Below are 19402 nucleotides of genomic sequence, written 5' to 3'. Positions count from 1 at the left end.
GGAAAATTAAGTGGGTGGTTGACAACAAAAAACCCGGAACTTTTAAGAGTTCCGGGTTGGTGCGAAAAGACAGCGCGACAATTTACCCAGAACTTTGGTTGGGCCAAAAATAAAAGCTGTAGTACCAGTTACTGAATAATGTCATTGCCGTTTTCGCTTGTACTCGATTGGTTGTTGGGAAAAGAAGTAGAAAAAACAAAACCGCAGGTGTTAGTCTGCGGTTCGCCCGGATGTTCACAGTGAATTACCAATTCACTCCGGGCGAACTTGGCTGTACCAAAAATAAAAATAGCTGTTGGCTGTGAACTTGGCTGTGAACATAGCTGAAGTGCTGCGATTTGTGGGTTAAACACAATACTATTTGACAAGCTAGCACAGACTGGTAGGAATGTCAAGCATTTTTTTGCAAAATGTATGGAAACGGCAATGCCGTTTAACTCGGCGCGGTTGTCGTTTTTTGGTATTACTCGTTACTAGGCTCTGCCTGGTAACGCAGAGCCGGAGGCTCTGCCTCGATTTTCAAGAGCGAGGCAGAGCCTCTAGATAGGGGTTCCCAGGCTCAGCCTGGGAACCCGTTAATGTAGGGAAACGGCAATGGCCATTGGTGTCATCCACTTAAGCCGACTATCTGCCAGTCCGCGACTCCGCGACTCCGCCAGGGAATGAATTCCCTGTCTAATAGCAAAAGTCCTCTGAAGAGGACTCAGGAGAAGATTTTTCAACTCATTAGTCCTCATAGCGAGGACTTTAACTTTGAGGCAGGGAATGAATTCCCTGCCGGACTGCCGGAGTATGGGTTTTACCTTAAGTTGAAACCAATGGGCGTTGCGGTTTCCCTACAATGATGTTAATCCCAGCCGAAGTCTCGATCGCACAATTCGGCTAGTCTTTGGTTGTGCGATCGAAAATATGCTCTTAATTGCTCGTATACTGTGTCGCTGATGGGCGGATATTCGTTGGAGTTGAGCTTTCCGTAGGTTTGTAGTTGGTGGGGGGGTAAGTCTAAAAATTCGAGGACGGTGTTGAGGATTTTGGCTGGGTTGCTATACAAGTCTTCGCTTTTGATGATTGAGATTTGTGATTTGGGAAAAAGTTTCATCCAGGCTGGGAGTTGATCGGCGTAAATGCCACGGCTTAGATAGCTGTGGTGTTGGTGTTCGTAACTATAGTATTTGGGGTTGGCTAGGAGTTTTTCCATTTCGCCTTTTAGTCTTTCGGGTTCGGCGGCGATCGCGTCTTCTAATGAGAGTGTTTCGTATTTTATTCTGATATAATGATAGTAGTGGGAAATAGCGCGATCGACTGGGTTTCTCAGCAGGGCGATGATTTTAACTTTGGGACATAAATCATAAATTCGCTGGGGAACGTGGGGGTGAAATATGTAGTAAGGACTGGCTTCTCCGGTGATTTTTTTGGGGCTGTTTTTGGGTAGGGGAAATTGGGCATAGTACCAGTCTGGGCCTTTGTCGAACTTTAAGTCAAAATAATGTACTTCTTTTTCGGTGGCATGGGCGATTTGGGGATGTTGGGTGAGATAGGCGTAAAGCGATGTTGTGCCGCCTTTTTGGGCGCCGATGATGATGAAGTCGGGGGGTTTGGGAGTTTGTTTCATGGGTTGTATGTTTTATATTTTGCAGTTGTACTGACAGTGTGGGATTTGGCATTTGTACCGATTGTCCGCCGGGGGTTAAAAACCCCGTCTCATAGCGCAAGTCCTTTGAAAAGGACTGAAGATGTATTTATATATCTAATATCTTAATATTTGATTAGTCCTCTTTAGAGGACTTTAGCTATGAGACGGGGGTTTTTAACCCCCGGCGGGTTGGGGGGCATGACGGGAATTCGATCGCACTTGGGGGCATTACAAAAATTCGATCGCACTTGGGGGCATGACGAAAATTCGATCGCACTTGGGGGCATGACGAAAATTCGATCGCACTTGGGGGCATGACGGCAATTCGATCGCACTTGGGGGCATGACGGCAATTCGATCGCACTTGGGGGCATGACGGCAATTCGAGCGCACTTGGGGGCATGACGAAAATTCGAGCGCACTTGGGGGCATGACGACAATTCGATCGCACTTGGGGGCATGACAGAAATTCGATCGCCCAATTTAGATTTGATCGCACTTAGGGGCTTAACCACAATTCGATCGCTCTCTCTACATTCTAGATTCCGGTGGTTGAAACTGAGCCTAGACAAACAATGCCTGCCGGGGTGGGCTAGGTAATACCTCGGATACGATCGCAATCGCTGTTTTGGGGCGATCAAATTCACTCTCGCTCTGGCCACTGACATTTCAATTTAACTCGATTAGAGTGGAGTTAGGAAGATCTAATTCATGCGGCGCAAATTTTTCGCTGAAAAATATATTAGCGACGGCGATTTTGGTTGCGGGTTTGTGGGTTTTATTTTTCAGCCAAAGTACAGATTAAAATTTGTGCAAGAGGCTGATATGCAAGTTGCAAAAAATGGGAACAATAAAGATGGGATTGTACTGTCGAGCAGTAACTACCAGCAATACCATCTCTGAAATTATTCAGGAAGGCGTCAATGTTTAAGAGCAAATTATCCAAAGTTATCGTATCCCTGCTGCGGCGGATTGCTGGTGTTACCAGATCCGGGGCGAAGCGGCTGATGAGAGCAATGCTGCAAACCCTGATGGCTATGGGCCGGAGGGCGAGACTGCCGGTGGCGGGGTTTGTGCTGCCGACGGTGACGATGGTGTTGCTGGTAGTGATTTTGTTGACTGTGGCGATTACGCTACGATCGTTCGATCGGGCTAATACGGCGCGTAACGTGCGCGTGAACCAGCAGGTGCTGGCTGCCGCCACTCCCGCGCTCGATCGGGCAAAAGCGAAAATAAATTTCCTGTTGTACGAAGACCCGCAAAGACCGACGGCGACTCCATCCGATGAAAATTTATACAGCAGGCTGGCCAACGCTACACCTGGTCCGGATCTTTACACATTTGGGGACGAGCGACGGCTGATACTTAGAGCCGATCTTAGTGTTCCTGCAAATGGCGCAAATCCGTCAGACAATCCTCGAAATTCAATTATTATTGACCCCGCAACAAATTTAGAAAATGAAGCTATAAATACTGCTTGGAGATATCCAGTCGATACCGATAACGATGGAATATTTGACACTTTTACTCTCTACGGAATATTCTCCCGCACCCCCGCACGCAGTAATGTCGCCCCAACTGTAGGCGACTTCACAAGACCGAGAAGACCGATCGAAGCAAGAACCCCACCAATGTCGGGGAATGCAACCCCTGCCTGTGCCAGGGGTGGAGGTACAGTTGCTAGTTTGGTCGGCAACCTCGGTTGGTACAAAACCGACGACGGTCTACTGAAAAAGAGCTTTTTTGTTTATACGGTTAATGTACCAATTACAGCCGCAGAAGCTGGTACTCTAGGTGCAGAGTATCAAGCCTTTAAAGGCACCACCAGCATTTCGGCCCTTGAATACCAGCAAGACCAAAGCCGCATTCCCCTCGCCAACAACGCGGCAGTTTATGAAGACGATCTAGATATCTCGCCGGGACCTCCGCTGAATCTAAACGGGGGTATACTTACAAATAGCAATTTGTTGGTATCAGGGGTCAATAATCCAAATAGTATACAACTGTATCAAATCAGCAGCCCAGCTTCCTGTTTTTACAACCAGGAGAATAGCAAAATTACGGTGGGAGGAAATGTAGTTAGCGGGTGGTCGGGCAGCACCATACCCACTAATCCAGTGGGCGTACATCTTTTTCGGACAGTTGCTAATCTTCCTGGACCCGGCGGGAGAACAGCAGCAATGCAAGCTGCGGCCCAAACCATTAACCCCGCAAATCAATCCGCTACGGGCAATAACAGCTTGCAGGTACTTTATAACAATGCTGCCTATACAGCTCGCCTCGCTATGCTTGTAGCAGCAGCAAGGGGACCAAACCCTCCCGATGAAGATGTTGAGCCGGTAGCCGCAAACGACCCATTTTCGGTGCGAAATAAACCGGACACCCAAACCCGCAAACAAGCGCTGGAAGAACATTTTAAACAGACACTTCGGAAGGTTCCTTTTGCTGAAGTAGGACCGCCTCCCGCACCTACAAACGACCCAACTCAAGGTTTCAGCCTTCCTTGGGCGCCACCTCTGCCGCCACAAACACCGGGGGCATTGCCTCTTCTAGGAGCAGGTACTGACGATCTGCGACCTCCCAACGTATGGAGCATTCCGGCGGACGCTAACACCAACATTCAACTTACACCAACCCAGCTACCAGCAACAGACCCTTCAACACAGCCAGACCAAGAAGCACTCTTGGGCGATCGGGTATTGGTGGGTAATAACCTACCAGCCCTCAGAGATGCTGCTAACAATGGCAGATTGGTCAACACGCCCGCAAACGTGGGTGTAACCTGGACGGGCAGCACTCAGCAGCGTACCCGATCGCCCAGGGTGACAAAACTGGGTGACGTGGGAGCGACCGACCGCAGCGGTTTCTGGGAAGGTGAAGCTGCCCGAGTACCCGTCAATCCCCTGGATGGCAATGGTGGTCTGCGCGTCATCACCGGTGCAGGGGTTTACGAGCGCATCAATTCTTTTCTGCCACCCCCCAGTTGGCAAGATCCTGTGACTGGTGTGACCAGAGGCGGAGTAGCAAGCCCTGCTGATACTTACAACGACCCAACAACTCCTGCTGCTGAGGCTTACCCTGTTGTCTGGCCCGATACAATGCCGATGTCGCCTCTGGGGCCAGGGTCTCAGGTGTATAACAACAATCCTGCATCTGGCGCGGTGGGTTGGATTCAATGGCCCGGAGCACCCCTGCCGGCGACACCTTTTCCGCCAGGAGGGCTAACGCCAACGGGACTGGCGGTAGCAGCAGGTTCTGCGATCGATGGGACTACTCCCCAGTATGCCAAGGGGGATTTGCGGATGCGGGCGACAGTAGTTTATCACTATGCAAACGGGGCAGCGCCAGGGGGAGCGGGAACTTTCAATGAAACGCCGCTGGCCTGCATCAGCAGCTATTACGACCCCAGCACGGCTTCTACAGCCAGAAATCGAGTTGGACTTCCTGATGTAAGTGGTGACACCGCATTAGGGGTTCGCGGAACTCAAGTTGGCTCTAACAACGGAGTAGTCTATGGCATCAATGGAATACTAGCCGGTAGAGCGATCGGTCCTTTGACTCCCGTAAACGGTTTGTTCCCCGGAAATAGTCCTTTAGTACAGCAAGCTAACTTAGTCTTCCCCGACGGTCGGTTTGTCAACCCGCTTTTGAGAGACGCTCTCGAACGCGGCCCCGCCCCCGGCGCTCGCTCTTTGGCACAAACAGCGGCTATTGACTCAACTAATTGCGCTCTACAAATTCTAGGGGGTGCCGCTCCCGCTCCCGGACTTATTCCCAATATTGGCAATAATGCGGCTATAAAAGAAGTAGCATTTTTGAATGCTAGAGAAATTAAGGCGATAGACCGCGATGACTGGCAGACCCCCAACGTTAACGAAGCCTTTACGCTCAGCAGTCCGCTAACAGATGTTAGCCCAACATCACGAGCAGCGCAGCTAACGGGAAACTACAACCTGCCTTTAGAAGAACGGGAACCCTTAGAAATTCGCGCCACTCAAATAGACCTCAATGTATTGCGGAGCACCCAAATTGGAGCGGGAGAGTATTTACTGCCGAACACCGGGATTATCTATGCCAGCCGGGATGATGCGCTGCCCGATCGCAGCGCCCGCATACCCGGTACAGGAGGCGCGAGCATAGATGAAGCAAGGAGCGCATCGGTCAGTCCTACGGACTCCCTACTCGACCCCACCCGCAAGCCTAACGGGATTCTGCTCGTTAACGGTGCACAGCTAGCTCGAACCCCCGGCATAGGAAATAATCCTAGTGTCGCCGCCGTGGTACAGGAAAAAGGACTAACTTTGGCATCTAATTTGCCAGTCTATATTCAAGGAAATTTCAACCTTCACACTCAAGAAGAGTTTACTCAGGCTCTTAATTGGACTACTTTCTACGATCGCCAAAACCTCAATCCAAACTTTGCCTGTCGCCAAAACGACCCCAGAGTGACCGGATGTGCGATCGGCGACGCTTGGCGTCCCGCAAACGTACTGTCAGATGCAGTCACCCTACTCTCGGCAAATTACCGTTTTGGCTTCCGCAACGAGGGTGATTTTGACCTGAGAAACAATGCCGGTGCTGCTGCTGTATTGCCCCGCAAACAGCAAGGATTTTACACCAATAACTTTGTTACCAACGGACTATCGAGTGGCGCATTCTCTGCTACTGGTGGCCCTTTAGGAGCGGGGGCAACACTAACAGATGCCAGCTACGCGAATACCAACGCTCTTAGAAGTTCTTACTTCAACAACTTCGTCACCCCCGTGCAGCGGCGCGGGCAGTTCCCGGAGTATGTAATGGAAGTGTGTACAAAACTGCCGGTTTCTGCCTGTGGAGATGGCGACTGGTACGTCGATCCAGCACGGGCGACGGTCGCACCCTTATTCGGTAAGGCAAATGTTAATGATAACATAACAGCCGCAGCCACTCCTTATCCAGCAGGAACAACGGCTATTCCTCCAGCGCCAGAATTGCAGCGCTTCCCCCGCCGCGTTGCCTTTCAAAGAACCTATACTCCTCCTCTTCCTTCTCCTACAGTTCCTACAGCTTTCGCTCTGGCAAACCTTCCTAATCCAGTGCCTTTAGGAATTAGTGCCGTAAACCAGAACCAGGTTATTGCTGTTACTGCTCCTGGTCAAGCCAGGACAACATCAACTAATTCTTTGTGGTTTGCAACGACGGTAGCCGCTGGCGGTAATCCCGTAACCTACGGTTCAGGCGATTTCCCGTATGTATTCAACCGCAACCTGATGGACAGCACGGGTGCAGTGCTACCAGTTTTAACAGCAGCAGGCGCGCCAGCTTCGGGTTCGCAGCCACTGCTGATGCCAGTCTTGCAAACTCAAACTGTGGGACTAGCAGGGGCTCGAAGTGCTCCTTTACCAACAGGTGGACTGGCCGTGCAAGCGACTGGGTGGATACCGCAGGCTTTGCCCGTGCCCGCAGGCACAACATTCAACCTGATTGTAGGCTCGAACGACACTCCTTCCCGAGCATTAGGCAACAACGTTGGTGACTTTAACGGCGGCCTGCAAAACTTGGCCCGGTTTTTGGAGAACTGGAGTACCATTAACAGCAACATTCAAGGTAGTTTTATTCAGTTCAACCGCAGTGCCTACAGCACCGCACCCTACCTCCCGATTCTCGATCCGGCTGCTCCGCAACAGACAAATCCAAACACTCAGTTGCTGAGCCTATTTGCGCCACCGACACTTGCACCCCTACCCATAGCTGGACCAGCTCCAGCCATCAATTATTCCCCTACCCCTCCTCAGCCTGGCTATAGAACTGCCAACGGCAGCATCCCCGGTGCCAATGGTATGGGTCGGATTCCCTTCTTTACTGCTCCTGTCAGGAACTGGGGTTATGACGTGGGCCTGGTATCTCAGTCGCCTGACTTGTTTACCCAAAGGTTCACTACTCCTCCGGCACAGTCTACCCCGGATGAGTTTTTCCGGGAAGTTCCCCGAAATGACCCGTGGGTACAAACTTTGATGTGTGCGACCGTTCCCCAGAACCCGCAGGATACCGCAGGCTTACCTGCTATACCTGCTACCAATCCCAATCGCCCAGCAGTTTGTCCTCCAAACCTGTAACTTTCGGCCGAGCAATTACCGGAGACTTCTATATGACAGACCAACAACGACAACAAAATGTATCCAAGTCGCGAGATGGCGGCTACACGATTATCGAGTCGTTGGTAGCGATGATTGTGGTTTCGGTGCTGATGATTGCGATCGCCCCCGTGATGGCATTCTCAGTAGCAACTCGCGTACAAGCGCGCCGGACGGAACTCGCCACCCAGGCGGCGAGAGCTTACATAGACGCTCTCAGAACGGGGGCGATCAAACCTCCAACTGATCCACAACCTACGATCGGTTTTCCTGCGCGAGATACGTCTGTTCCTCCTGCTTTTCATCCTGCTCCTACAGCCTCCAATGCTTTGTACTGCGTTAACTTGGATGAAACGGCAGGTTGTGCTGGCAGCAAAGAGTTTTTTGTTCAAGGTGCTTGGCGAAATCCAGCTAATGCGACAAACGATCCGACCCCAACAGGCTACGAACTTACTGTGCGGGTTTACCGCGCGGATGGGTTTACCGGAGGTCAGATGAAAACTGAACAGCAATCAGTTGCTAATTCCGGTCTTGGCAATCCTCAAGCGCCTGTGGTGGTAATGAAAACGGAAATTCCCCCTACTACAAACGGAGGTACTTCTGCATATCGATCGTTGTGCGCTCGTACCCCCGGTGGCTGTCAGTAATAATCAAAGTCCCGGTTGTTAGATTTAAAATCGCTCCCCCCATTTGACAAAGGAAAAAGTCAAAATGAAAACTTTACTCAGGTTGCTTCTCAAAAGTCAGAACCAAACAAACCGATCCGATGTAGCTCACACAGACAAGGGTATGACTCTTGTTGAGCTATTAGTGGGAGCGATTATGGCATTTTTAATCATTACACCGATGCTCGGTTTTGTAGTCGATATGCTGAATACCGACAGGAGGGAACAAGTAAAGTCAAACACCGAGCAAGACATTCAGGCAGCGGTGGATTTCATCGCCCAAGATTTGAGTCAAGCGATGTATATTTACGACAATAGGGCGCTCAATGGACCTGCTGGCCCTAACGAACAGATTGTTGGACCCCAGCTTCCTCCAAATGCAAATGGAACACCAATTCTGGTATTTTGGAAGCGCCAGCAGCTTAGAAATTCTCTTCCTATTAATCCCACTGTTGCTGCTAGTGTCAAACCCAGAAATTGCGAGGCTCAGAATCCCCGTCAATGCAACGACACCTACGTGCAATCTTTAGTTGCTTACTATCAAATTAGAGATGCCGACCCTACTTGGTGTCAACCGGCTGGAGGCAATTGTCCTACCCGTATTGTCCGCTATGAAATTAGGGATGGAATTGATCGAGTGATAGACCTATCAGTTCCAGGTGGTATAACCCCTTATGGTACTGCCAACACCACAACCGCTCAGCAAACTGATCCTGCTTTTAATACTTCCACTGACACTACCCCAACGACCAGTTTTAGCCTAAACAATCCAACAGTTAATGTGACAAATCCCACGGGATTGGCAAATCCACAGTCAGGGGCACAAAACCCTCAAGTGCTGGTTAATTATATAGACGACAGTACACAGAATGTTCCGGTTCCGACAGGAGTAGAGTGCCAAACTCTTCTGGGTTTTGTCCCGCCAGCAGTAACACCGGCAGGAACACCAGCATTCAATCCCGAACATTTACTAATAAGAGACAGGTCAGGCAACTCAGCTAATAGCTTCTACGCTTGTGTTGATACATCTAATAACATAGCCAGAGTAACTATCAGAGGAAACAGCCTGCGTCGCCTTCAACCCAACGATACTGCTTACAACCCCGACAAATCGGCATTTTTCCCAACAGCAACCGTTCAAGTACAAGGTCTCGGTGCAGTAGCACAATAACTTATGTTGGAAACAGATTTCCGACTCACCGCACTAGCCGCTCAAACAGGAGAATAAAATGAAAACCCCAATATTATTAAAAGCTTTGCAGATTTCTGCAACAAAAGCAAACCCTAATTACAAAAATACTGCATCCAGAAAAGGCGATGGAGGATTCACCCTTCTAGAAGTGTTGGTGATAGCGTTGCTCATAGGTATATTCAGCTCGATCGCCGCTCCAAGCTGGGTGGCATTCATCAACAGACAAAGAGTTCGCACTGTGAACGATCGAGTTTTCCAGTCATTACGACTGGCACAAAGCGAAGCAAAGCGAACTAAGAGCACTGTCACAGTTACATTCAATTATGATCCTAATGCTACTCCGCCTGTTGACCCGCCAACGGTCACGTTTAACCCGCCACTAGCTACGGGTGGTAGTGAGCAAAAGTTAGATGGTGGAGGCGAAATTCCACCCGGCACTATTGCGCTTACCTTTAGTCAACTTAATCCTACACTGGCTCAGAGATCGCTCACTTTTGATTACCAAGGCAATCCAGATAGAACTTCATTTATAGTCGCAGTTTCTCCTTTAAACGGCGGTGGTAAGCAGTGTGCGAGGGTAGAAACTCTCATAGGAGGGATGAGAACTGCTGAAGGAAATGATTGCCCAACGCTACCCTAATTTTCAATAAATTTAATCTTAATCTCTAACAGCAATTCCGCATAAGTTCTGAATTGCTAAAATCTATTAACTTAAATTATTTTATAGTTCAAATCCTATTAAAACAGTCAAAAAATGCAGCTAGAACTACAACAAATAATCATCCAGCCAGAAAATCAACTATTACTCAAAGACATAACCTGGCAGATGTTTGAAACCCTACTAATATCATTTCCGGTAACACTCCTTATGATGTTGAATGTTGACTGTTGACAGTGAACAGTGAACCGTCAACCGTCAACAGTGAACTCGAATTTACTATTCCAATGCTAACGAATTTGATATCATAACTGCTTAACTAACCAAGCGATCGCCCCTTCAACATCAGCAACCTGCTCAACATCGGGAATCAGCGGCCGCTGCACCATCACCACCGGAATTCCCAGTTCCCTAGCCGCCACAATTTTCGCATAAGTAGCACCGCCCCCGCTGTTTTTACTAACAATTGTATCAATCTGAAATTCTAATAGTAATTGGCGCTCGTCTTCCAAAGAAAAAGGCCCCCTTGCTAACAACAACTTACCATTAGGAATAGGAGAGTTGAGTGCCGGAGGATCGATCGCCCGCATCAAAAACCAAATAGCATCCAAACCAGCAAAAGCAGCCAATTCCTGCCTACCAATGGTGAGAAACACCCGCTGAGACTGCCCTAATAAAGCCTGTGCAGCCTCCGAGTGGCTGGCAACATCAATCCAGCGATCGCCCTCCACCCTCTCCCAAGCAGGACGCACCAGCATCAAATACGGCACATTACATTCAGCAGCAGCAACAGCAGCATTAGCAGAAATCCGAGCCGCAAACGGATGAGTAGCATCGATTAAGAAGTCGATCGGGCGATCCTCTCCGTTGGCGTAGCCGCCGTAGGGGCGGGCTCCGCTAACGAGCAAAAACTCGGCCAGCCCAGCCGCCCCACCAAACCCCCCAATTCGCACCGTACCCGTTTTTGGGGTAAAAGGCTGTTGAGTGCGTCCTGCTAGCGAAGATATCACCTCGATTTCAGCAATTTGAGACGCTCTTACCGCCAGTTCCGCAGCATCCCCCGTCCCCCCCAAAATTAGCAACCGTTTTTTCATAAAATTAGTCCTAACATATCGAACTAATACCTAAAATTTTGGTTAATAATGTCTTTAAGGATTGTCAATTAAATAATTTCCCTTTTTTCTTGTGTGATGGGCGTCCCGCCCGTCTATCGGCAACGGGCGGGACGCCCATTCCACAACAAACAGGAAAAGTGGATTTTATTTAATTCTCATTCCTAAGTAAAGTTTCAACTGCCAACAAAGATGATTCGCTCACTGTTCACATTTTTTACAGTATTAATTGTAACCGGGTTAGTTTGGTTGGGAAATATCGCGCCCGCTGCCGCACAAGTACAAGCAACAGATATCACCGATCCTCAACAGGAATTGGGAGAACTCGTTCAAAAAGCTTTTGAAGCTACAAATGAAGGCAAATTTCCCGCCGCAGAAACTTTTTGGACTCAAATTATTGACAAATTTCCCTCACAAGCCGCCGCATGGAGTAACCGAGGCAATTCTAGAGTCAGCCAAAACAAACTACAAGCCGCTATTACCGACTACGAAAGAGCGATCGAACTAGCACCCGACGCCCCCGATCCCTACCTCAACCGCGGCACCGCCTTAGAAGGTTTAGGACGCTGGGAAGAGGCGATCGCCGACTACAATCACGTACTAGAATTAGACTCCCAAGATCCAGCCGCCTACAACAACAGAGGCAACGCCGAAGCAGGTTTAGGAAAATGGGAACAAGCAATTGCCGACTACAGCAAAGCCTTTGAACTAGCCCCCGAATACGCCTTTGCCCGCGCCAACCACGCCCTCGCACTTTATCAAAACGGGCAAACCAAAGAAGCTATTCGCAACATGAAAAATATCGTCCGCAGATACCCCCAATTTGCCGACATGAGAGCCGCCCTCAGCGCCTGTCTTTGGGAAACAGGAAATCGCGGCGAAGCTGAGAGTAATTGGGTAGCAGCCATCGGCCTCGACTCCCGCTACAAAGACCTCGATTGGGTTGCCAATACCCGCCGCTGGCCACCACTTGCAGTCAGTGCATTAGACAAATTCTTGCACTTAAAATAATCTCACAACACCAATGAAAAATTGCGAGCATCCCCATAAGTGTGGCGTATAATTCCTAAAAGGGATGCTCCAAAAAATTGCCAAATTTCATCCTAAGCTAGCAGTAAATAAACTTTAGAAGAACAATTTAACTTCTTCTTCCTAGTTTCTTCTTTTCTCAACATTCATCCGTTAAATACCTTCCCTCCGTTCATTTTTTTCCTCAAAACTCGTATTCCACATCTCCAGAAACAATCCTATCTGTCACCAACATTCTGTACAGTTCCAGTTCTTCAACAGTAACTTTTCCGTCAGCCAAAATCGCTCTCTTGATGTCTTCCATTTCATGCTTAGATATCTTGCCGTCAGCAACAGCCCGCTCGATTTGGGCTTGGAGCTTTTCTAGTTGCCGCGTTTCTTCCAGCGTAGGTTGTTTATCACTCGATCGCGAAACTAACATAGTGGCACTCTCCTAGAGATTGACCTCTACTCTGTACTAAGCCGCAGCAGCAGATATTGTCAACTCAAAGATGCAAAAATTGACAAATAAATGTAACAAAACTACATTTACTTGTCAATAGGATAAGCCACAAAATTATTTAACAAAATTACATTTGTTTGTCAATAATACGGTGTCAAATCCGCGCTTCATCGTCAAGCGCAAAGTCGAATCAAGCTGCCCACAAATAATTCGCGCAATTTTCATTTTTTTGACCCCGATTCATACCAATTTAATGTGAAGTTGCACATATCTCGATCCCCCTAAATCCCCCTTAATAAGGGGGACTTTGAGCGGAATCTTGTCCCCCCCTTATTAAGGGGGGCTAGGGGGGATCAGATTCTATGCAGCCTCATAAAAAATTGGTATCAACAGTCAACAGTCAACAGTCAACAGTCAACAGCCCACAGTCAACAGTCAACAGTCAACAGTCAACAGTCAACAGTCAACAGTCAACAGTCAACAGTCAACAGTCAACAGCCAACACTCAACTGAACTAATTCTCGAATCCGCGCAGCCGTCAACTCCTCAACATTCCTGAAAACCGCTGCTGCACCCGCATTTTCCAGCCCTGCAGCATAAGCCTCGCAGCGCACAGCATCATCCAAAACGTGAGGCGGCAAAATTCCAGCCCCCAGCCAAACCCGATTTGGTTGCACTTCCCGCGCCTTCACAACCGTGTAAATATCGGCAACAGTATCTCCCGCATAAATCACGGGCAAATTTTTTTCTAAACCGTGCAGAATTTCCAACTGTTCAATTGCCGCGAAAAGTCCAGCCGGATCGGGTTTTCCCGGTGCATCTTCCATCGCCACCAACACCGGGGAATTTAAACTCAGTTTCCCTGACAAAACATAAGCAGCTTCATCCCGCATCGCCCCGCTAAAAAAGCCCCAAGCAATACCCCCAACCGTTAAATTTTCCAGGTAAGCCGAACTTAACAACAGCGGTTCGTCGCAAATGTAACCAGTCCAATTTTTCTCATCGGGCCCGCGATAGCGACTTTGGAAAAAAGCCACTAATTCGTCATAGTTGAGAGCGAGTTCGTTTCTCGATCGCCCAATCCCCTCAAAATAACGGCAAACTAACTCGAAAGACGCCTGCCAGTCATTATTCCACACTCCCTCAGACTTCAGAGAGTCAATATCGAGAGAATTCGGGCGAAAAGCACCCGCCGTGAAATGTTCAACCGCATCGGCGATCGCCCGCCGATAGGAACCGGACACATCCCGCACCACACCGTCAATGTCAAAAACTAAAATAACTCTGTTCACAACTTAACCATCCTTGTACCTAGGGCGCGTGAGAACCCAAATTTTATCGGTTTCCAGCCCCTGAGTAGCGCTAAAAGCAGCCGCGCCACAAAACTTTTCATGGCCGATGACCAATTATCGAACAAGTGTGCTACGCTTAGCGATTGTAGAAATTTTTAACAAGTTCGATCGGAACCCTGGAGGTTTGCTTGTCCAAGTTCATCTTAAAAGTTCTCTGGCTAGAAGAGAATGTTGCCCTCGCCGTTGACCAAGTTGTAGGTAAAGGAACTAGCCCGCTGACATCCTACTTTTTCTGGCCCCGCAAAGATGCGTGGGAAGACCTCAAAAACGAACTCGAAGCCAAACACTGGATTGCTGATAACGATCGCGTCGAAATCCTCAACCAAGCCACAGAAGTAATCAACTACTGGCAAGAGGAAGGCAGACGGCGCCCGATGACTGAAGCTCAGTCAAAGTTCCCCCTAGTAACTTTTACCGGCAGCAACTAAGCCCAGCTTTAATTTGCTACCCATATAAATTGCCTGTTATGGCTGACAAGGGGAAGGAGAGAGGGGAGAAGGCGAGAGGATTTGACGCTTTTTCCACCTCGCCATGAAACATAGAATTTGAATTCGCTACAGCTTATTTTGATAGTGACTCCGATTTTCAGACGTACTCGGGTTTTGGGCTTGGTCGATTTGAGATTTGAGATTTGAGATTTATCCAAAATAAAGCTCTCAAATCTGATTTAATACAATCTAAAAAGACTAAGCAACGAAACCAAATAAATCTAAAATCGGCTTTTTTATACTCTTAAATTGTACAGTCAGCTCTCAATAACCTTCCCTCTGACTAATAACTAATAACTAATGACTAATGACTAATGACTAATGACTAATGACTAATGACTAATGACTAATGACTAATGACTAATGACTAATGACTACTGACTACTGACTAATAACTAATAACTAATGACTTCTTCGCGGAATCTATGGGCGCCGAAAGTACAATCAACCAGACCGAACAGCTACCGCTGGTAGTAAATCCCGACATTCTCCAGCAAGCAATCCTCTACAAAATTAATACTCGCATAAACGCTCGCGGAGAATTAATTTTCCCCTGTGTACCGGGAATGCTCAGCCACTATCTCAAGTCAATAGAAAAGCTATTTAGCACTCTTGACAGACCCCTGCCCGAAGACCGCAGAGACGAACTCAGCAAGCTTTTAGCTACCAAGTTAGAACAAGGCTACCGCACCTCCACAGCATCGATGTTGATTCTGCAATACGAATCAGTGCAGCCACCACAAACCGGTTTAGCTTGCAAAGTGATTGTTACTACCTCAACAGTTGGAGAACAGTACAAAAGCTGGGTAGACACCAGAGAACCTCCTCTTTTCGGTTCTCATCCCGATGCAAAATTGATGGCAACGGCTGCTAAATTGGGTACACCCGATCGAGTGCGGATTTTGGACGTGGGGGCTGGTACCGGTCGCAATACCTTGCCACTGGCGAGATTGGGCTATTCTGTGGATGCGATCGAACTAGCTCCAGCTTTTGCAGAACAATTGAAAGCTGCAGTAACAGCCGAAAACCTTCCCGTCACAGTGACTGAAGGCGATGTGCTCGACCCCTTAATGCGGATGAAACCGGCCCGCTACCAGTTGGCAGTTGCAGCCGAAGTCATCTCACATTTTCGAGACAGCGATCAAGTACGGCTTTTCTTGGCTAAAATGTGCGATTCCCTGTCTCCCGGAGGCCTGTTGCTGTTCAGCACGTTTTTAACCGTAGGCGACTACCAGCCAGATGCCCTCGTGCGACAAGTTGCCCAACTCTCTTGGTCTACTTTATTTACGCCCCAAGAACTCGCCACCGCAATGGAAGGGTTGCCCTTAGTCCAAATATCCGACGAATTGGTGTTTGAGTACGAACGCCACCACCTGCCGGAAGCAGCCTGGCCGCCGACGCCCTGGTTTCCCAGTTGGGCCACCGGCCGAGATGTCTTCCCGATGGCAAACGCCCGCCCGCCAATGGAATTGCGCTGGATTTTGTGCCGCCGAAGTTAAAAAAAAATCGGTCATTTCTAGACGGACACAGCAATCAAAAGCTTTTATCAGCGGTCAAATTTTCCTCATATATTTTTCTTTCAACAGCTTAAACCAGGCTCGCTGTTAATATTGTGCTGCCGGCACAGAAAAATTTACAAAAATATATATTAAAATGTAAAGAGAGCGAAGTTCGATCGCCGCCTGGGTGACAAACCCAGTGTCTGATTAGATCCCACGCTTGCCAACCTTTTATTTATTGCGAAAAATTGGGTGGCTAATGGCGATCGGGATTGAATAAAAGTCGATCGTCATCTTGATGGGTGCAACTAGAGTTAAGATGAATTCAACAAACCTATTCCTCTCGATAGATGACTTTTTAGGGAATAGGATTAGCCAATAGATTAGCTCGCTAGTCAGCGATGCTGCTGAGAAACAAATATGCTTTTAACACGTCCACTACAAGCGTTTGGAGCAATCTTCGGCCACAAACCTTCCACAAATAGATCATCGATCGACCAAAAAACCAATAAAAATTATTGGGAGGGGAATATTGAGTCCGCTGTAAACGAACACATTGACTGGTACATCCAAGTGGAAATGCTAATGAGTAACGCTAAATCTTCCTGCACCAATGAAGAGATTACTGCTTGGCTGCGGGGATTGCTGACAATTGCTTGGGCAGACGGCAACTTTGACGAAGACGAGCAAAAAATGATTGCAAATCTAACTCAGGATGAACTACACCCGGTATCTTTTGAGGAGGATTTTGAACCTATTGCCCCAGAGGAATTAGCCGCTGTGTTAGGGAAAGACACCGCCAAAGGCGAGGATTTTTTGAGGACAGCAGTCATGGTAGCTTTGGCAGACGGTACCTACTCGCTCAGCGAAGACGAGGTAATCTCTAAGTTTTGCACAGCTTTGGGGCACAATGTAGAGGCGATCGAAGCTCTGCGACACACCATCGAAGACAGCAAATGCGATGAGCCGCAGGGGCCCAGCAGCCAAATAGTTTTTGATGCGAATGTCGCCCCCGTCGCCGGAACACCCCTTTCATCTCGCCTACCTAAACCTCACCAGAAAAATGTCCTGCAACCGGTAAAAGACTGGCTTGACGGCTGGGAAATTCACGACCCAAAATTGGCACACTTTGTCTGTAAAATTATTCCGCCCCAGTGTCCGTTTGAGCGAGATGTCGTGTTATTTGGTCGCAAAATCGTCCACATTCCGGCGATGTGCCAGATTAACCCGCTTTACGAACAGTTAGTCGGGATGCGCTTTCGAGCTCTCTGCTATTTGGCAGATGAATGTAAGGAAGATGTATCGTCCTATTGTTAGTAGTGAGTAGTTAGTTGTCAGTTGTCATTCTTGTGAAATCTTGGATTAATGACTGTAACTATTAACCAATGACTACTAATTAGTCCTGAACGCAAAAACCAGGTTTTTCTACGAAACAACATCATTATACCAATCCGCCCCAGTAGAAAAACCCGGTTTATGCAGTTTTTGTGCGTGAGTCCTGCTAATATCAAATCTGCTTTGATAATACTAATTCAACAAAAGTTTTGGTACTAAGCTGTTCTGCATTTAAATGGTATGTCAAAAAATGGTATGTCAAAAAATTTTAAAGTCTTGTGGGGTGTAGGGGTTGGGCGTCCCGCCCGCCCTCAATCTACAATTTAAATGCGCGACAGCTTATTCTCAATCTTATACAAATTATTAAAACTCGCCCATTTAGGAGCCGGACACGGCATTGCCGTTTCCCTACAAATGCTCGCGTACAATCTCTCACTCTGCACTATTTTTCAGAATTGGTAAAATTATATTTTTCCCGCAACTGTAAATCGCGACGAAACTTGGCTGTCATCCGCCCACCCGGACTAAAGGCAAAGACGAATATTGTGCTGGGATCTGGTATCATAATAAGTAATGACTATTGACACTGACTATTGACTACTGACTAAATTATGCAATTTATCGATCGAGCAGATATTCAAGTCGCAGCCGGCAAAGGCGGCGACGGTATGGTAGCTTTTCGCAGAGAAAAGTATGTACCGGCGGGCGGCCCCTCTGGCGGGACAGGCGGCAAAGGCGGTTCCGTGTATATGGTGGCGGTGGAAAGCCTGCAAACGCTGCTAGATTTTCAGTACAACCGGATTTTTAAAGCCGATGACGGGAAGCGGGGCGCGCCGAAAAATATGACCGGTGCCGGTGGGGACGATCGCACGATCGAAGTTCCCTGCGGTACAGTAGTTTACGACGCGGAAACTCAGGCAATCTTAGCAGATTTAGTGACGCCCGGACAGACTTTTTGCGTTGCTAAAGGCGGCAAAGGCGGTTTGGGGAATAAGTGTTTTCTGACCAATTCTAACCGCGCTCCCGATTATGCAATGCCGGGAAAAGAAGGAGAACACAAATTTTTGCGTTTGGAATTGAAGCTATTAGCTGAAGTGGGAATTCTGGGGATGCCGAATGCTGGCAAATCCACCTTAATTTCAGCTTTATCTGCGGCCCGCCCCAAGATAGCAGATTATCCGTTTACAACTTTAGTCCCGAATTTGGGCGTAGTCAGAAAACCGACCGGAGACGGTACTGTTTTTGCAGACATTCCGGGATTGATTGAGGGAGCGCACGAAGGTGCTGGTTTGGGTTACGAGTTTTTGCGGCACATTGAGCGGACTCGGTTGTTGCTGCATTTGATCGATATTACTGATGAAGATCCGATCGCCAATTATGTCACAATTCAGGAAGAATTGAAGGCTTACAGGCGTGGTTTAGCCGATCGACCGCAAATTTTGGCTTTTAATAAGGTAGATGCGATCGACCTTGAAAGCGAAGAAATCGGTAATTTAATCAGCCGACTTAAAGAAATTAGCGGCGCTCCTGTTTTGTTGATTTCTGCCGTTAGTAGACTTGGATTGGATGAATTGATGCAGCAAGTTTGGCAAAAACTCGACGAGATGAACGAGAAAGAGGCTGCCGAACAGTTAGCAGTCGCGAGTGTTTAATCGCTTTCCGGTTCCTGCAATTTCCGTGAATGGGTAGGTGTTTTTTTGAGGGGGTCAATCGATTTTAGATTTTAGATTTTAGATTTTATATTGAAGCATTGACCCCAAGGATCAATTCGGGGGCTGGTTTATCGGATACAGGTTTTTTATTTCTGGACAGATGAATCCGGGGGCTTGTATCCTGGATGCTTGATTGTCAAATCTTTCGGGTGTATGGCTTGTGCGGCAAGGG

15 protein-coding genes are annotated in these 19402 nt (G+C 48.1%); 9 read left to right on the top strand and 6 right to left on the bottom strand.

Annotation, left to right across the window (positions count from 1 at the left end):
- Window positions 1-128: 128 nt before the first annotated feature.
- The 3 genes from QUA83_RS09455 to QUA83_RS09445 all read right to left on the bottom strand — a co-directional run bounded on the left by QUA83_RS09455 (window position 129) and on the right by QUA83_RS09445 (window position 2301).
- On the bottom strand, window positions 129-353 hold the full coding sequence (locus QUA83_RS09455; RefSeq protein WP_333292742.1) for a hypothetical protein: 225 nt from the start codon (window positions 351-353) through the stop codon (window positions 129-131).
- A gap of 494 nt (window positions 354-847) precedes the next feature.
- Window positions 848-1612, bottom strand: a complete 765-nt coding sequence (locus QUA83_RS09450) for a sulfotransferase domain-containing protein (RefSeq protein WP_333292740.1) — start codon at window positions 1610-1612, stop codon at window positions 848-850.
- A 164-nt stretch (window positions 1613-1776) separates the two neighbouring features.
- Window positions 1777-2301: a hypothetical protein gene (locus QUA83_RS09445; RefSeq protein ID WP_333292739.1), complete on the bottom strand. Its 525-nt coding sequence runs from the start codon at window positions 2299-2301 to the stop codon at window positions 1777-1779.
- Window positions 2302-2556: 255 nt separating this feature from the next.
- Here QUA83_RS09445 and hpsA point away from each other — a divergent pair, with 255 nt between their 5' ends.
- The 4 genes from hpsA (at window position 2557) to QUA83_RS09425 (ending at window position 10243) form a co-directional block, all read left to right on the top strand.
- Window positions 2557-7728, top strand: a complete 5172-nt coding sequence (gene hpsA, locus QUA83_RS09440) for a hormogonium polysaccharide biosynthesis protein HpsA (protein ID WP_333292738.1) — start codon at window positions 2557-2559, stop codon at window positions 7726-7728.
- Between the two features lie 32 nt (window positions 7729-7760).
- Complete coding sequence (gene hpsB, locus QUA83_RS09435; RefSeq protein WP_333292737.1) at window positions 7761-8393, top strand: hormogonium polysaccharide secretion pseudopilin HpsB; 633 nt, start codon at window positions 7761-7763, stop codon at window positions 8391-8393.
- Window positions 8394-8457: 64 nt separating this feature from the next.
- The gene (hpsC, locus tag QUA83_RS09430; RefSeq protein ID WP_333292736.1) at window positions 8458-9582 is read left to right on the top strand and encodes a hormogonium polysaccharide secretion pseudopilin HpsC; all 1125 of its coding nucleotides are present in this window, start codon (window positions 8458-8460) and stop codon (window positions 9580-9582) included.
- 58 nt (window positions 9583-9640) lie between these two features.
- Window positions 9641-10243: a prepilin-type N-terminal cleavage/methylation domain-containing protein gene (locus QUA83_RS09425; RefSeq protein ID WP_333292735.1), complete on the top strand. Its 603-nt coding sequence runs from the start codon at window positions 9641-9643 to the stop codon at window positions 10241-10243.
- Between the two features lie 323 nt (window positions 10244-10566).
- Here the strand turns inward: QUA83_RS09425 and QUA83_RS09420 are convergent, their stop codons facing one another.
- The gene (locus QUA83_RS09420) at window positions 10567-11355 is read right to left on the bottom strand and encodes a cobalt-precorrin-6A reductase (RefSeq protein ID WP_333292733.1); all 789 of its coding nucleotides are present in this window, start codon (window positions 11353-11355) and stop codon (window positions 10567-10569) included.
- A 210-nt stretch (window positions 11356-11565) separates the two neighbouring features.
- Between QUA83_RS09420 and QUA83_RS09415 the strand changes: the two genes are divergently transcribed.
- Entirely contained in the window at window positions 11566-12384 is an 819-nt protein-coding gene (locus tag QUA83_RS09415; protein ID WP_333292731.1) for a tetratricopeptide repeat protein, read from the top strand.
- Between the two features lie 202 nt (window positions 12385-12586).
- On the opposite strand, the gene QUA83_RS09410 is transcribed toward QUA83_RS09415, so the two are convergent.
- Both QUA83_RS09410 and QUA83_RS09405 read right to left on the bottom strand, forming a co-directional pair.
- Entirely contained in the window at window positions 12587-12823 is a 237-nt protein-coding gene (locus QUA83_RS09410; RefSeq protein ID WP_333292729.1) for a hypothetical protein, read from the bottom strand.
- A gap of 512 nt (window positions 12824-13335) precedes the next feature.
- Entirely contained in the window at window positions 13336-14136 is an 801-nt protein-coding gene (locus QUA83_RS09405; protein WP_333292727.1) for a TIGR01548 family HAD-type hydrolase, read from the bottom strand.
- A gap of 176 nt (window positions 14137-14312) precedes the next feature.
- Here QUA83_RS09405 and QUA83_RS09400 point away from each other — a divergent pair, with 176 nt between their 5' ends.
- The 4 genes from QUA83_RS09400 to obgE all read left to right on the top strand — a co-directional run bounded on the left by QUA83_RS09400 (window position 14313) and on the right by obgE (window position 19170).
- Window positions 14313-14624: a 30S ribosomal protein PSRP-3 gene (locus tag QUA83_RS09400; RefSeq protein WP_333056906.1), complete on the top strand. Its 312-nt coding sequence runs from the start codon at window positions 14313-14315 to the stop codon at window positions 14622-14624.
- A 485-nt stretch (window positions 14625-15109) separates the two neighbouring features.
- On the top strand, window positions 15110-16183 hold the full coding sequence (locus tag QUA83_RS09395) for a class I SAM-dependent methyltransferase (protein WP_333292725.1): 1074 nt from the start codon (window positions 15110-15112) through the stop codon (window positions 16181-16183).
- Window positions 16184-16603: 420 nt separating this feature from the next.
- A complete protein-coding gene (locus QUA83_RS09390) occupies window positions 16604-17500 on the top strand; it encodes a Mo-dependent nitrogenase C-terminal domain-containing protein (RefSeq protein WP_333292723.1) in 897 nt (298 codons plus the stop codon).
- Window positions 17501-18129: 629 nt separating this feature from the next.
- Complete coding sequence (gene obgE / locus QUA83_RS09385; RefSeq protein ID WP_333292721.1) at window positions 18130-19170, top strand: GTPase ObgE; 1041 nt, start codon at window positions 18130-18132, stop codon at window positions 19168-19170.
- Window positions 19171-19402 lie beyond the last annotated feature (232 nt).

The sequence above is a fragment of the Microcoleus sp. K1-B1 genome, assembly GCF_036704705.1.
In the GTDB taxonomy this organism is placed as follows: domain Bacteria; phylum Cyanobacteriota; class Cyanobacteriia; order Cyanobacteriales; family Microcoleaceae; genus Microcoleus.
Note: the sequence above shows the minus strand (reverse complement) of the source record. Positions and strands in the feature narration are given on the sequence as shown.

Excerpts from the sequence above, each read along its gene's own strand:
- QUA83_RS09445 (WP_333292739.1), bottom strand. The coding sequence starts at position 2,301 with ATGTCAGTGGCCAGAGCGAGAGTGAATTTGATCGCCCCAAAACAGCGA.
- obgE (WP_333292721.1), top strand. The coding sequence starts at position 18,130 with ATGCAATTTATCGATCGAGCAGATATTCAAGTCGCAGCCGGCAAAGGC.
- hpsC (WP_333292736.1), top strand. The coding sequence starts at position 8,458 with ATGAAAACTTTACTCAGGTTGCTTCTCAAAAGTCAGAACCAAACAAAC.
- QUA83_RS09450 (WP_333292740.1), bottom strand. The coding sequence starts at position 1,612 with ATGAAACAAACTCCCAAACCCCCCGACTTCATCATCATCGGCGCCCAA.
- hpsA (WP_333292738.1), top strand. The coding sequence starts at position 2,557 with ATGTTTAAGAGCAAATTATCCAAAGTTATCGTATCCCTGCTGCGGCGG.
- QUA83_RS09420 (WP_333292733.1), bottom strand. The coding sequence starts at position 11,355 with ATGAAAAAACGGTTGCTAATTTTGGGGGGGACGGGGGATGCTGCGGAA.
- hpsB (WP_333292737.1), top strand. The coding sequence starts at position 7,761 with ATGACAGACCAACAACGACAACAAAATGTATCCAAGTCGCGAGATGGC.
- QUA83_RS09395 (WP_333292725.1), top strand. The coding sequence starts at position 15,110 with ATGGGCGCCGAAAGTACAATCAACCAGACCGAACAGCTACCGCTGGTA.
- QUA83_RS09415 (WP_333292731.1), top strand. The coding sequence starts at position 11,566 with ATGATTCGCTCACTGTTCACATTTTTTACAGTATTAATTGTAACCGGG.
- QUA83_RS09410 (WP_333292729.1), bottom strand. The coding sequence starts at position 12,823 with ATGTTAGTTTCGCGATCGAGTGATAAACAACCTACGCTGGAAGAAACG.
- QUA83_RS09425 (WP_333292735.1), top strand. The coding sequence starts at position 9,641 with ATGAAAACCCCAATATTATTAAAAGCTTTGCAGATTTCTGCAACAAAA.
- QUA83_RS09390 (WP_333292723.1), top strand. The coding sequence starts at position 16,604 with ATGCTTTTAACACGTCCACTACAAGCGTTTGGAGCAATCTTCGGCCAC.